The sequence below is a fragment of the Streptomyces sp. NPDC046215 genome, assembly GCF_040646215.1.
GTDB lineage: Bacteria > Actinomycetota > Actinomycetes > Streptomycetales > Streptomycetaceae > Streptomyces > Streptomyces stramineus.
The window spans coordinates 1-13,213 of the sequence record NZ_JBEYZW010000035.1; the positions used below are offsets into that span (position 1 = coordinate 1).

A 13,213-nucleotide genomic window follows, 5' to 3' on the forward strand; every position below is an offset into this window, starting at 1 on the left:
ACTGCCACGGGTACTGGGTGCGCGACGCCCGCCACGAGGACCAGGACGGCAACTTCAAGTACGACCTCGCCGGCGACAAGATCGGCTTCGGCAGCACCGGGCCGCACGACGCCCCGACGAGAGGGACCGCAGTGGGAACGGACCGGCACCATCACACGATGACGCACAGCGACGCCGACGCGGTGCGGCACTACGAACGGGCGCTGGACTGCCTGCTCCTCTTCCGTGAGGAGGTGGCCCCGGAGCTCCGAGCGGCGCTCGCCGCCTCCCCGCGATCGGTCATGGGCCACGTCTTCACGGCGTATCTCGGCCTGCTGGGGACGGAGGAGACGGACGCGGCCGAAGCCCGGAGGGTGTTCGAGGAGTTCCGCCGGAACGTGCGCCTGTCGGACGTGACCGACCGGGAGCGCCTGCACCTCGACGCCGCCACCTCCTGGCTGGACGGCCGCATCCACCGGGCCGGCCGCCTGCTCGGGGAGATCAGTGTGGCCCACCCGCGCGACGCCCTCGCCCTGGCCGTCGGGCACCAGATCGACTTCTTCACCGGTGACGCCGCGCGGCTGCGGGACCGCGTCGGCGGCGCGCTGTCCGCCTGGGACGAGGACGACCCGCACTACGGGTTCCTGCTCGGCATGTACGCGTTCGGCCTGGAGGAAGCGGGCCATTACGGGCGGGCGGAGGAGGTGGGCCTGGCGGCCGTGGAACGTCAGGCCCACGACGTGTGGGGCATCCACGCCGTCGTGCACACCTACGAGATGCAGGGCCGCTTCGCGGACGGCATCCGCTACCTGGACGACCGCGCGGACGCCTGGACGGTCGGCAACTACCTGCGGGTCCACAACTGGTGGCACTACGCCCTCTACGTCCTGGAGACGGGGCGGACCGACCGGGTTCTGGAGATCTACGACTCCGCCGTGCACCACGCGGACTCGGCCCCGGTGGCCATGGAGCTGCTGGACGCGGCGTCCTTGCTGTGGCGGCTGTACCTGACGGGCGCCGACACGGGCAGCCGCTGGGCGGCACTGGCCGATGCCTGGGCGGGCCGGCGGGACGGCGCCTATTACGCCTTCAACGACGTGCACGCCGTGATGGCCTACGTCGGCGCGGACCGGGTGTCCGCAGCGGAGCGGCTCATCCGCGACCGGCAGGCGTGGGCCCTGAGCGCCGGGCCGGAGGTCTCGAACGTCGCGATGACCGCCGAGGTCGGGCTGCCGGTGTGCCGGGCGCTCGTCGCGTACGGGCAGGGGCGGTACGGCGAGGTGGTCGACCTCCTCCTCCCGCTGCGGTACCGCCTCCACACCTTCGGCGGCAGCCACGCCCAACGGGACGCCGTACAGCGGACCTTGGTCGAGGCGGCTCTCCGCGCGGGCCACCACGACGTGGCGCGCACGCTGCTGAGCGAGCGTGCCGGCCTGCGCCCGACGAGCCCTTACAACCAGTGGGCCCGGGCACGGCTCGCCGAGCGACTGGGCGACACGGCACTGGCCGACGTGAGCCGGCGCCGTGCCGCCGAGCAGGCATCGGCGGGGGTGCCCGCCGGGTGAACCGCCCCGGCGGGGCCGCCTCAGTGGAGGGCGGGCGCACTCAGCACTGGGGGCGTCTGCCGTGGTTGGCCGCGTTCTTGCGGCGTGCCTTCTTCTTGCGGCGCCGTTTCGAGGACATGCCGCCTCCTCTCCCTATGGTGGATTTCGCCCAACTTATACCACTACGGGGTGAGCCACCCGGCGATCACGGGCCGTGGCGGCGCGCCGCCGCGGGCGGGTGGGGATGTCATGACGTACAGCCATCAACTACAACTTTACTCACGCTTGGTGTAGTTGGCCGGATCGATGCATCAGCCTCATGAGCACCAACGGAACCAGTGGTTCCACCCCGTGAGGCGAGAGGTACGGATCCGAGTGAACAAGCGCGCGATGCGGTACGGCGGCAGACTCATGGCCCTGTCGGCGGCGGCTCTGGGGATGGTGGCGGCGATGACCCTGCCCGCCGCCGCGGACGACGGCCCCACCCGGAAGCAGCTCATAGCCGACTGCGCTTCCGGGGAAGGGAAGTGCAGCTTCAACGAGCCGGTGCTCGGCAAGGCCTACCTGGGGAACTTCCGGCAGGTCTCCAACTCCCTCTACAACTGCTCCACCTCGCCCGCCACCCAGTCCATCGGATGGTCCGACTCGGTGGGCTCGACCGACTCGGTGGGCGTCTCCGTCACCGCCGGCGGCAAGATCGCGGGAATTGTCGATGTCAGTGTGACGGCCAATTACGGTCACACCTGGTCGAGTTCGCACGAGGAGAATAGCTCTCTGAACATGACGGTGCAGCCCGGCGAAGTCGGCTGGATCTCGCGCGCCCAGGTGATGCAGACCGTCTCGGGCACCTGGCAGACCCACTACGACAGCCCGAAGTGGGGGCACTACTACTGGTACATCCCCGACACGATCACCGGCCCGGCCCCCAACGGCACCGACGGACAGAACAACGCCGTGGTCGTCAAGACGCGCAAGATGACCTCGCAGGAGCAGGCGTCCTGTACGGCCGGCAACCGGTCCGGGCGGGCGTTTGTCGTGAAGCGTTAGCACCTGACACTCCAATGGCCCGGCAGCACGCGGGTGAGCTGGGCCATGGGTACAGTTGCCGGTCAGGAACTCGACCACGAGGGGACCGCCGACGATGGCCGTGGACGCGCTGGACGCCAGGATCCTGCGGCTGCTGCTCGAGCAGCCCCGCACGAGCGTGCGCGAGTGCGCGCGCGTGCTGGGCATCGCCCGCGGGACGCTCCAGGCGCGCATCGACCGTCTGGAGCGCGACGGCGTGATCACCGGCACCGGGCCCCGGCTGTCCCCCGCGGCGCTGGGCCACCCCGTGCTGGCCTTCGTCCACATCGAGGTCACCCAGGGGCACCTGGACACCGTCGCGGCCGCGCTGGCCGATGTGCCCGAGATCATCGAGGCGTTCTCGATCACGGGGGGCGGAGATCTGATGGCGCGGGTCGCCGCACGGGACGCGGGGCACCTGGAGGACGTGATCCAGTTGCTGGTCCAGTTCCCCGGCGTGGTGCGGACCCGGACGGAGATGGTGCTGCGTGAGCGGGTTCCCTACCGGGTGGTTCCCCTGGTGGACGCCGTGGGGCGGGCGGCCCAGCGGGGCCGGTGAACCGGCGGCCGGCGTCGTGCAGCATCCTGATCCCTATGGGCACTTCCTCAATTCTGCGAACCCCCGCGGTCATTTTCGATCTCGACGGCACACTCGTGGACAGCGAACCGAATTATTACGAAGCCGGACGACAGGTGCTCGCCCAGTACGGCGTGCGCGAGTTCACCTGGGAGCAGCATCTCCGCTTCATCGGCATCGGCACCCGTGAGACGCTGGAGACCCTCCGCCGCGAACACGCGATCACCGCGCCCGTCGAGGAACTCCTGGCGGCGAAGAACCGCGCGTATGTGGAGCTGGCCGGCAGGCACACCGAGGCGTTCGTGGAGATGCGGACGTTCGTGGAGCGGCTGCACGCAGCCGGGGTTCCGCTCGCCGTCGCCTCCGGTTCCTCGCGTGCCGCGATCGAGGCGGTGCTCGCCGTCACGGGGCTCGACGCCCAGTTCACGACACTGGTGTCGGCCGAGGAGGTGGCGCACGGCAAGCCCGCGCCGGACGTCTTCCTGGAGGCGGCCCGGCGGCTCGGCGCCGCACCGGAGCAGTGCGTGGTGGTGGAGGACGCGCCACCGGGAGCGGAGGCCGCGCACCGGGCCGGGATGCGCTGCGTCGCCGTGCCGTACGTGCCGGAGAGCGCCGGGGACCCGGCGTTCACCACCGCGGGGCTGCTTTTCCCCGGGGGCCAGAAGGAATTCGACGCGCATCAGGCGTACGAATGGGTCACCGAAGGTAACTGAGAACACTTCCGTTTCTCACCGTGAAAGAGTTGGTGCGATTATCTGCTCGCCCGATTCACCACGCGAGAAACAGAGGCGTACATGCAACGATGTGGGGGAAGACCGGCCCGCCGGTGGAGCGCGGCCGTGATCGCGTCGACCGCGGCGGTCGCCGTCGCACTCCCGGCGACGACCGCCGAGGCCGCGAGCGGCCCCGCGGGGATCGGCGCCAAGGGCGCGTTCCTGCTCGACAGCGGCAAGAACCGCCAGCTGTGGGGCAAGGACGCCGACACCCGGCGGCAGATGGCCAGCACCACCAAGATCATGACTGCGGTGGTCGTGCTGGACACCCGCGGCGTCGACCTGAACAAGAAGGTCACCGTCAAGCAGTCCTACCGCGACTACGTGGCGCGCAACGGAGCGAGCACGGCCGATCTCCGCACGGGCGACCAACTGACCGTACGGCAGTTGCTGTACGGCCTGATGCTGCCCTCGGGGTGCGACGCGGCGTACGCGCTCGCCGACACCTTCGGCAGCGGCGGCACGGAGGCCGCGCGCACGAAGTCGTTCATCACCAAGATGAACCAGAAGGCGTCCGACCTGGGCATGAAAAATACCAAGTACGACTCCTTCGACGGCATCTCGGCCGCGGGCGCCAACTACACGACGCCGCGTGACACGGCCCAGCTCGCCCGGCACGCGATCGCCGACAGCACGTTCAGCACGGTGGTCAAGGCCACCAGTACCCGGCAGAAGGCGGCGAACGTCAACCGCACGTACTACTGGGACAACACCAACAAGCTGCTCGGCTCGTACAAGGGCGCGATCGGGATCAAGACCGGCACCGGCACCAAGGCCGGTCCGTGTCTGGTTTTCGCCGCCCAGCGCGACGGCCGCACCGTGGTCGGGGTCCTCCTCAACGACCCCGTCAACCGCTATCCGGACGCCGTGAAGATGCTGGACTGGGCCTACAAGGCCAAGACCGAGGTGAAGCTGCGTCAGCTGCCGGAATCGGCGCAGCGGGACTGACCACCGCCGTACGGTCGCGCACAGGCGGCCCGTCCAGGAGCCTCACCCGGGTGCGGCCCCGGGCGGGCGGCCTGTCGGCGCGCACGGGCTCGGGCCGCCCCGGCGTCACCTGAGCGTCAACGTGAGTTCAACCTCAGTAACCGACCGAGTGGCCGGTTCCATGATTATGATCGTTTTTGCGCCACCGCCTGATGTGGACGCTGCCCGTCGCGATGAAGGATCACCCGCCATGTACCGCACCATGATGAAGTCAAAGATCCACCGAGTCACGGTCACCCAGGCCGATCTCCACTACGTCGGCTCTCTGACCATCAGCGCCGACCTCATGGAGGCCGCCGACCTGCTGCCCGGCGAGAAGGTCGACATCGTCGACATCGACAACGGTGCCCGGCTCTCGACCTACGTCATCGAGGGCCCCCGGGACTCCGGGATCATCGGCATCAACGGCGCCGCCGCCCGGCTCATCAGCCCCGGAGACCTCGTCATCATCATCGCTTACGCGCAGGTGTCGGACGAGGAGGCCCGTGAGCTCAAGCCTCGCGTCGTCTTCGTCGACGAGCAGAACCGGGTGGCCCTCGAAGGCCATGACCCCGCGGACGCCCCCGAGGGCAGCGGTCTGCTGCGGGGCGACATCCCCGCCCCCGCCGCCCCCTGACGGAACATCACATTCCGCCGACCGGTGGGTGAGGTTCCGGGTCAGCCCAGGAAAGACAGCCGGACCTGCCGGTCGGGATTGTCGACGTTCGTGTCCACCAGAACGACCGACTGCCAGGTCCCGAGCTGCAGCTGCCCGCCGGTCACCGGCAGGGTGGCGTGCGGCGGGATCAGGGCCGGCAGGACGTGGTCCCGGCCGTGACCGGGGGTTCCGTGCCGGTGCCGCCAGCGATCGTCCGCGGGGAGAAGGTCATGGAGGGCGGCCAGAAGGTCGTCGTCACTGCCCGAACCCGTCTCGATCACGGCCAGGCCGGCGGTCGCGTGGGGCGTGAAGACGTTCAGCAGGCCGTCCCGCCCGTGTGCGGCCTCCCGCAGGAACGCCGAGCAGGCGTCGGTGAGGTCGTACACGGTCTCCACGGAACCGGTCGGGACGTTGATCACGCGGGTGGTGAAGGTATCAGCCATGAGTTCACGGTAACGGCACTCCGTGACGTTCCTCCGAAGCCTCACCTCGGCGGCAGGCGCCGGCGCCGTGCCCGTCGCACCGGCCGGGCCACGCCTCGGGCGCCGGAGGGAAGGGATCACCCGTCGGCAGTGTTGGTAGAACCATGAACAACACTGGGGTGCGTGATGTGGAGGTCGTGGTGGTGGGCGCCGGGCAGGCGGGCCTGTCCAGCGCCTATCACCTGCGCCGCGCGGGGTACGAGCCGGACCGGGACTTCGTCGTCCTGGACCACTCGCCCCGGCCGGGCGGCGCCTGGCAGTACCGCTGGCCGTCACTCACCTACGGCAAGGTGCACGGCATGCACGCCCTGCCCGGCATGGAGCTGACCGGTGCCGATGACGCCCGGCCCTCCTCCGAGGTGATCGGCGCGTACTTCGCGGAGTACGAGCGCGCCTTCGACCTGCGCGTGCACCGGCCCGTCGACGTGCGCGACGTGCGGCGGGGGCCCGAGGGACCCGACGGCTCCGCGGAAGGGACCGGCCGGCTGTTCGTCGGAACGTCCGAGGGCACCTGGGCGGCCCGGGCCCTGATCAACGCCACCGGCACGTGGGACCGGCCCTTCTGGCCCCGGTACCCGGGCCAGGAGACCTTCGCCGGCCGTCAGCTGCACACGGCGGACTACCCCGGCCCCCGGGCGTTCTCCGGGCTGCGCGTGGTCGTGGTCGGCGGCGGCACCTCCGCGGTGCAGCACCTGATGGAGATCGCCGAGGTGGCCGCGGGGACGACCTGGGTGACGCGCCGCCCGCCGGTCTTCCGCGAGGGCCCGTTCGACGAGGAGCGGGGGCGCGACGCCGTCGCCCGGGTCGAGGAACGGGTGCGGCGGGGGCTGCCGCCGCAGAGCGTGGTCTCCGTGACCGGCCTGCCGGTGACAGCGGCGGTGGAGCGGGCCCGCGCGGCGGGCGTGCTGGACCGCCGCCCCATGTTCGACCGCGTCACCCCGCGCGGAGTCCAATGGTCCGACGGCACGACCGTGGCAGCCGATGTCATCCTCTGGGCCACCGGCTTCCGCGCCGTCGTCGACCACCTGGCACCGCTCGGACTGCGCGAGCCGGGCGGCGGCATCCGCCTGGAGGGCACCCGCGCCGTCCGCGACCCGCGCGTCCATCTGGTCGGGTACGGCCCGTCGGCGAGCACCATCGGCGCGAACAGGGCGGGGCGCGGAGCCGTCCGGGAGATCAAGACCCTGCTCGCGGCCCGGCCGGCGACCGGCGATGCGGAGCCCGCGCCCGTCGCTCCGTCCCCGGTGGCAGGGGGCGAGGGGCCCGGACGTGCGGCTGGTCCTTCACAGCAGCCGGTCGCTGCGGCAGTATGAAACGCCAGTGATCATGCGGGGCATGGACCGTGAGGAGGAACCGTGCGCGTCGGGCTGTTCGTGACCTGCGTCAACGACACGCTCTACCCGCGGACGGGACAGGCGGTCGTCACCCTGCTGGAACGGCTGGGGGTGGAGGTCGACTTCCCCTCGGCGCAGAGCTGTTGCGGCCAGCCGCTGTTCAATACCGGCTACCGCCACCAGACCGAGCCGCTGGTGCACCGCTACGCCGCCGCCTTCCGCGACCACGACTACATCGTCACCCCGTCCGGCTCCTGCGCGGCCATGGTGCGCGACAACTACCCCCGGATCGCGGCGAAAGCCACCGCCGAGGGACGCGGGCAGGCGCTGTCCGCAGCGGCCGACGATGTGGTGAGCCGGACGTACGAGCTGACCGAGTTCCTCGTCGATGTGCTGGGGGTGACGGACGTCGGTGCCTACTTCCCACACACCGTCACCTACCACCCCACCTGTCATGGACTGCGCGTCCTGGGCCTGGGAGACCGCCCACGGCGGCTGCTGGAACACGTCGAGGGCCTGGAACTGCGGGAACTCTCCGGGGCGGACGAGTGCTGCGGCTTCGGCGGCACCTTCGCCGTGAAGAACGCCGCCGTCTCGGCCGCGATGGGCCGCGACAAGGCCCGCGCCGTCACCGGGACCGGTGCCCACGCCGTCTGCGCCGTCGACAACTCCTGTCTGATGCACATCGGCGGCGTCCTCGCCCGCGAGGGCTCCGCGGCCCGGCCCGTGCACATCGCGGAGATCCTCGCCGGGACCCGAGCCGGGACCCGAGGAGACACCCGGTGAGCGGAGGGAGGAACGGCGTGACAGAACATCCCGACGACCGAACCCCCGGACGGCGTGCCGGCCGGACCTACCTGGGTATGCCGGCGTTTCCGCAGGCCGCCGAAGTCTCCACGCGCGACACCCGGCTGCGGGCCAACCTCCGCCACGCCACGCACACCATCCGCGCCAAGCGCGCCCAGGCGGTCGCGGAGCTGGAGGACTGGGCGGAGCTGCGGACCGCCGGGGCCGCGATCAAGGACCGGACGCTGCGCCATCTCGACCAGTACCTCCTGCGGCTGGAGGAGGCCGTGACCGCCGCCGGGGGCACCGTCCACTGGGCCGCCGACGCGGCGGAGGCGAACCGCATCGTCACGGACCTGGTGCGGGCCACCGGTGAGAGTGAGGTGGTCAAGGTCAAATCGATGGCGACCCAGGAGATCGGCCTCAACGAAGCCCTCGCGGAAGCCGGTATCCACGCGTACGAGACCGACCTCGCCGAACTGATCGTGCAGCTCGGTGACGATCTGCCGTCGCACATCCTGGTACCCGCCGTCCACCGCAACCGCGGCGAGATCCGCGACATCTTCCGCGACCGGATGGCGCGGTGGGGGCGTCCCGCCCCGGAGGGACTCACCGACCGGCCCGCCGATCTCGCCGAGGCGGCGCGGCTGCACCTGCGGGAGAAGTTCCTCAAGGCCAAAGTCGGCATCTCCGGCGCGAACTTCGCCGTCGCCGAGACCGGCACGCTGGTGGTGGTCGAGTCCGAGGGCAACGGCCGGATGTGTCTGACGCTCCCGGAGACCCTGATCTCGGTCGTCGGCATCGAGAAGGTCGTGCCGACCTGGCGCGACCTGGAGGTCTTCCTCCAACTGCTGCCGCGCTCCTCGACGGCGGAACGAATGAATCCGTACACGTCGATGTGGACGGGCACCACCGACGACGACGGCCCGCGTACCTTCCACCTGGTGCTGCTCGACAACGGCCGCACCGACACCCTCGCGGACCAGGTGGGCCGGCAGGCGCTGCGCTGCATCCGCTGCTCGGCCTGTCTGAACGTCTGTCCCGTGTACGAGCGGGCCGGCGGGCACGCGTACGGCTCGCCGTACCCGGGGCCGATCGGCGCGATTCTCACGCCCCAGCTCCGCGGCCTCGCCTCGCCGCTGGAGGAGTCCCTGCCGTTCGCCTCTTCCCTGTGCGGTGCCTGCTTCGAGGTGTGCCCGGTCGCCATCGACATCCCGGAGGTCCTCGTCCATCTGCGGGAGCGGGTCGTGCAGGGCGGCGAGGTGACCGTCCGCGGCGTGCGGACCGTCGTCAAACCGGCGAGGAAGCACACCGCCGAGCGGGCCGTGATGCGGGCCGCCCGCTGGACCTTCGACCACCCCCGCGCGCTGCGCCGCAGCCAGCGGCTGATCTCTCGCACCCGTGGCTTCCGCCCCGCCCGGCTGCCGGGACCCGGGCGCGCCTGGACGGACTCCCGGGACCTGCCCGAGGCCCCGCCCGAGTCCTTCCGCGACTGGTGGGCCCGTACCCGTGGAGGTGGCGCATGAGCGGCGGTGCGAGCCGGGATCGCATCCTCGCCCGGGTGCGCCGCGCGCTGGCGGACGTGCCCCGGCACGAGCGGCCGGGCGACCATCCCGTGGCCCGCGACTACCTGCGTACGCACGGCGAGCGGACACCCGCCGGGTCGGTCGAACTCCTCGCCCGGAATCTCGCGGACTACCGTGCTGTCGTCCACCGTGTGGAGGCGGCCGAGCTGCCCGCGCTCCTCACCCGCCTTCTCGTGGAGCGGGGAGCCCGGCGGGTGGTGGTACCGACGGGGTTGCCGGGCGGATGGCTCGCCGGAGCCCCGGTGGAAGCACTGCCGGAGTCGGCCTCGCCGACCGCCCGGGAGCTGGACGGTGCGGACAGCGTCGTCACCGGCTGCGCGCTGGCGATCGCCGAGACCGGCACGGTGGTCCTCGACGGAGGCCCCGGCCAGGGGCGGCGCTCCAGCACGCTCGTGCCCGACCACCACCTGTGCGTGGTGCGGATCGCGGACCAGGTCGTGGACTCGGTGCCCCAGGCTCTGGAACGGCTGACGCCTTCCCGCCCGCTGACCTGGATCTCGGGCCCGTCGGCGACCAGTGACATCGAGATGGACCGCGTCGAGGGGGTGCACGGCCCGCGCACCCTGGAGGTGATCCTCACGGCGGGGGACCCCCGGTCCCTGTGAGTCATGCCGGGTGTGGGGGGTGTCGGCTCCTGGATTGCGCCGGCGCCGGCGCAGTATCCGCCGCACGCCGAGCACGATGACGAGTGCGGCGACGCCTGCCAACTGCGGCCTGCTCATGAGCATCCCCTTTCCAGGCGATCGGGCGCCGCGCACGAGCTGAGCGCGGCCCGAGCGCCGGACGGCAAGGTGACCCGGTCCGACATCGGGCGATGTCGATGAGCGCGACACTAGCCGGGGAGGGGCCTGGGGAGCCGTCGACTGTCCACAGGTCCAGTCATACAATCTCACCCTCGGGAGGGCTCAGTTGAAGCTGCCGCTGCACGGCATCACGGTCGTCGCGCTCGAACAAGCCGTCGCCGCGCCGTTCGCCACCCGCCAGCTCGCGGACCTCGGCGCGCGGGTCATCAAGGTCGAGCGGCCCGGGCACGGGGATTTCGCCCGCGAGTACGACCGCGACGTCAAGGGGCTTTCCGCCTATTTCGTCTGGGTGAACCGGGGCAAGGAGAGCGTCGTCCTCGATCTGAAGGCCGACGAGGACCGCTCACTGCTCGACCGCGTCCTCGCACGGGCGGATGTGTTCGTGCAGAATCTCGGTCCGGGCGCGGCGGCACGGCTCGGGCTCGGCGGTGAGGAACTGCGAGCCCGTCACCCTCGTCTGATCACCTGCGACGTCTCAGGCTATGGAGCGGAGGGCCCCTATCGCGACAAGAAAGCCTACGACTTGCTGGTGCAGTGCGAGGCCGGACTGCTGTCGATCACCGGAAGCCCGGACGCCCCGGCCAGGCCGGGCATCTCCGTCGCCGACATCGCCGGTGGCATGTACGCGTATACCGGAATTCTGACCGCGTTGTACGAGCGTGAGCGCACCGGCGAGGGGACGGCCCTGTCCGTCGCGCTCTTCGACGCTCTCGCGGAATGGATGGGGCACCCGTACTTCACCCAGGCGTACGGCGGAGCCCCGCTGAACCGGAGCGGCGCCCGGCACCCCACCATCTCGCCGTACGGCCACTACGCATGCGGCGACGGCACACGAGTGTTCCTCAGCGTGCAGAACGACCGGGAATGGGTCGCCTTGTGCGAACGGGTCCTACGGCAGCCGGCCTTGCTCCGGGACGCGCGCTTCATCGACAACCCCCAGCGCCGTGCCCATGACGAGGAGTTGACGGCCGTCATGGAAAGGGCGTTCTCCGGTCACACGGCGGACGGGCTCATGGCGCTGCTCGACGGTGCGGGCATAGCGAATGCCCGGCTGAGGTCCGTCGCGGAGTTCGCCGACCACCCTCAACTGGTGGCGCGCGACAGGTGGCGCGACTTCGCCTCTCCGGCCGGCCCGCTGCGCGGCTTGCTCCCGCCCGTCGAAGTAGCGGGGCGCGAAGCCGCGATGGGGGCCGTACCGGCACTCGGCGAGCACACGGCCGCACTCCGTGCGGAATTCCCCGAGCCGGCTGCCGGCTAGCGGTCGAGGGGACGCTGCGCCGTTTCGGGCAGGACCAGGTACACGCAGGCGGACACCAGGCAGAGCCCCGAGACGTACCAGGGGAAGGCTTCGGGGTGGCCCGACTGCTTGAGCCAGGTGGCGAGGTAGGGGGCGGTGCCGCCGAACAGGGCGACGGTGAGGGAGTAGGGGAATCCGATTCCGGCCGCTCGGACACGGGCCGGGAAGACCTCGGCGTTCACGGCCGCGGCGATCGAGGTGTACCCCGTGAGCAGGATCATCCCCGCGCACTGGACGAGCAGCAAGGAGACGAAGGTGTCACTGATCGCGTGCAGCAGGGGGACCGCCAGGGCGGCGAATCCCACGGCGAAACCGATGAGCAGCGGCTTACGGCCCACGCGGTCCGACAGCAGTCCGCCGAGGGGCTGGAGCGCCGCGAAGAAGGCGAGGGAAATCGTGCCGGCGAGGAGGGCGTCACCCTTGTCGAAGCCGGTGTTCACCTGAGCGTAGGTGGGCAGGTAGGTGGTCCAGGTGTAGTAGGCGAGGGTGCCGCCCGCGGTGATGCCGCAGATCAGCAGTGACTCGCGCGGGTGGCGCCGCAGGGCCTCGAAGAGGGCGGGCCGTGCGTCGGTCCGCCGTTCCACCTCGTGCGTCTCCCGTGCGCCCTGCCGGATCCAGAATCCGACCAGGCTGATGACGGCGCCGATGAGGAAGGGCACGCGCCAGCCCCAACCGCCCATCTGTTCCTCGGTGAGGACGTGGGCGAGGAGCGTGGCGATGCCCGAGGCGAGGAGTTGACCGAGAGTGGTCGACACGTACTGGAAGCTGGAGAACAGCCCTCGTCGGCCGGGACCGGCCGACTCCACGAGGAACGTCGTCGAGGCCGCGAACTCCCCGCCGACCGACAGTCCCTGGATCAGACGGGCGACGACGAGGACCACCGGTGCGAGAACCCCCGCTGCGGCGTACGTCGGGGTGAGTGCGACGAGCAGGCTGCCGCCGCCCATGAGCAGGATCGTGACGGTGAGCGCGGCACGCCGGCCGCGCCGGTCGGCTATCGCGCCCATCTGGAGCCCGCCGACGGGGCGCATGAAGAAGCCGACAGCGAAGACCGCGAAGGTCGACAGCAGCGGCACCAGGGAGTTGCCGGAGCCCTTGGGAAAGACCCGGTCGGCGAAGTAGACCGCGAGGAAGGAGTAGGCGTACCAGTCGTACCACTCGGCGGCATTGCCGATGGAAGCCGCCATGAGCTGGCGCGCGGAGGATCGCGGGCGCGGATCCGCGGCGTCGGCCGCGCCGGTGGGCAGGGAGGTGGATTGCGTCATGATCACCTCAATCCCCGCACCCCTCACCTCGCACACCTGTCGGCGATCTTCCCCTGAGGGTGACCCTGCCAGTGGTACGCACCGGGTTCGTACGCAGC

Annotated in this window: 13 protein-coding genes; 11 read left to right on the forward strand and 2 right to left on the reverse strand. The window is 70.9% G+C overall.

From position 1 onward, the window contains the following. Positions 1-158: 158 nt before the first annotated feature. The 6 genes from ABZ951_RS17175 to panD all read left to right on the forward strand — a co-directional run bounded on the left by ABZ951_RS17175 (position 159) and on the right by panD (position 5,541). Positions 159-1,544, forward strand: a complete 1,386-nt coding sequence (locus ABZ951_RS17175) for a tetratricopeptide repeat protein (RefSeq protein WP_344087025.1) — start codon at positions 159-161, stop codon at positions 1,542-1,544. 354 nt (positions 1,545-1,898) lie between these two features. Next, complete coding sequence (locus ABZ951_RS17180) at positions 1,899-2,570, forward strand: hypothetical protein (protein WP_344087022.1); 672 nt, start codon at positions 1,899-1,901, stop codon at positions 2,568-2,570. Between the two features lie 94 nt (positions 2,571-2,664). Further along, the gene (locus ABZ951_RS17185) at positions 2,665-3,147 is read left to right on the forward strand and encodes an Lrp/AsnC family transcriptional regulator (RefSeq protein ID WP_344087019.1); all 483 of its coding nucleotides are present in this window, start codon (positions 2,665-2,667) and stop codon (positions 3,145-3,147) included. A 35-nt stretch (positions 3,148-3,182) separates the two neighbouring features. Next, entirely contained in the window at positions 3,183-3,878 is a 696-nt protein-coding gene (locus ABZ951_RS17190; protein ID WP_344087016.1) for an HAD family phosphatase, read from the forward strand. Positions 3,879-3,959: 81 nt separating this feature from the next. Beyond that, entirely contained in the window at positions 3,960-4,886 is a 927-nt protein-coding gene (locus ABZ951_RS17195; protein ID WP_344087013.1) for a serine hydrolase, read from the forward strand. A 229-nt stretch (positions 4,887-5,115) separates the two neighbouring features. Then, the gene (gene panD, locus ABZ951_RS17200; RefSeq protein WP_344087010.1) at positions 5,116-5,541 is read left to right on the forward strand and encodes an aspartate 1-decarboxylase; all 426 of its coding nucleotides are present in this window, start codon (positions 5,116-5,118) and stop codon (positions 5,539-5,541) included. A 41-nt stretch (positions 5,542-5,582) separates the two neighbouring features. Here panD and ABZ951_RS17205 read toward each other — a convergent pair whose 3' ends face one another. Continuing rightward, on the reverse strand, positions 5,583-6,005 hold the full coding sequence (locus ABZ951_RS17205) for a YjbQ family protein (RefSeq protein WP_344087007.1): 423 nt from the start codon (positions 6,003-6,005) through the stop codon (positions 5,583-5,585). A gap of 143 nt (positions 6,006-6,148) precedes the next feature. Between ABZ951_RS17205 and ABZ951_RS17210 the strand changes: the two genes are divergently transcribed. From ABZ951_RS17210 to ABZ951_RS17230, 5 genes are all read left to right on the forward strand, one after another. Continuing rightward, positions 6,149-7,357 (forward strand): NAD(P)-binding domain-containing protein, encoded by a 1,209-nt coding sequence (locus tag ABZ951_RS17210; RefSeq protein WP_344087004.1) that lies wholly within the window; start codon positions 6,149-6,151, stop codon positions 7,355-7,357. Positions 7,358-7,399: 42 nt separating this feature from the next. Further along, complete coding sequence (locus tag ABZ951_RS17215; protein ID WP_344087001.1) at positions 7,400-8,164, forward strand: (Fe-S)-binding protein; 765 nt, start codon at positions 7,400-7,402, stop codon at positions 8,162-8,164. A gap of 77 nt (positions 8,165-8,241) precedes the next feature. Then, positions 8,242-9,690 (forward strand): lactate utilization protein B, encoded by a 1,449-nt coding sequence (locus ABZ951_RS17220; RefSeq protein ID WP_344087087.1) that lies wholly within the window; start codon positions 8,242-8,244, stop codon positions 9,688-9,690. Beyond that, a complete protein-coding gene (locus ABZ951_RS17225) occupies positions 9,687-10,355 on the forward strand; it encodes a lactate utilization protein C (protein WP_344086997.1) in 669 nt (222 codons plus the stop codon). Before ABZ951_RS17220 ends, ABZ951_RS17225 begins: the two co-directional genes overlap by 4 nt. Positions 10,356-10,659: 304 nt before the next feature. Then, positions 10,660-11,811 (forward strand): CaiB/BaiF CoA-transferase family protein, encoded by a 1,152-nt coding sequence (locus ABZ951_RS17230; RefSeq protein WP_344086994.1) that lies wholly within the window; start codon positions 10,660-10,662, stop codon positions 11,809-11,811. On the opposite strand, the gene ABZ951_RS17235 is transcribed toward ABZ951_RS17230, so the two are convergent. Further along, positions 11,808-13,037, reverse strand: coding sequence for an MFS transporter (locus tag ABZ951_RS17235; protein WP_344087084.1), 1,230 nt, complete (start codon positions 13,035-13,037; stop codon positions 11,808-11,810). The two genes, ABZ951_RS17230 and ABZ951_RS17235, sit on opposite strands and share 4 nt — an antisense overlap. Positions 13,038-13,213 lie beyond the last annotated feature (176 nt).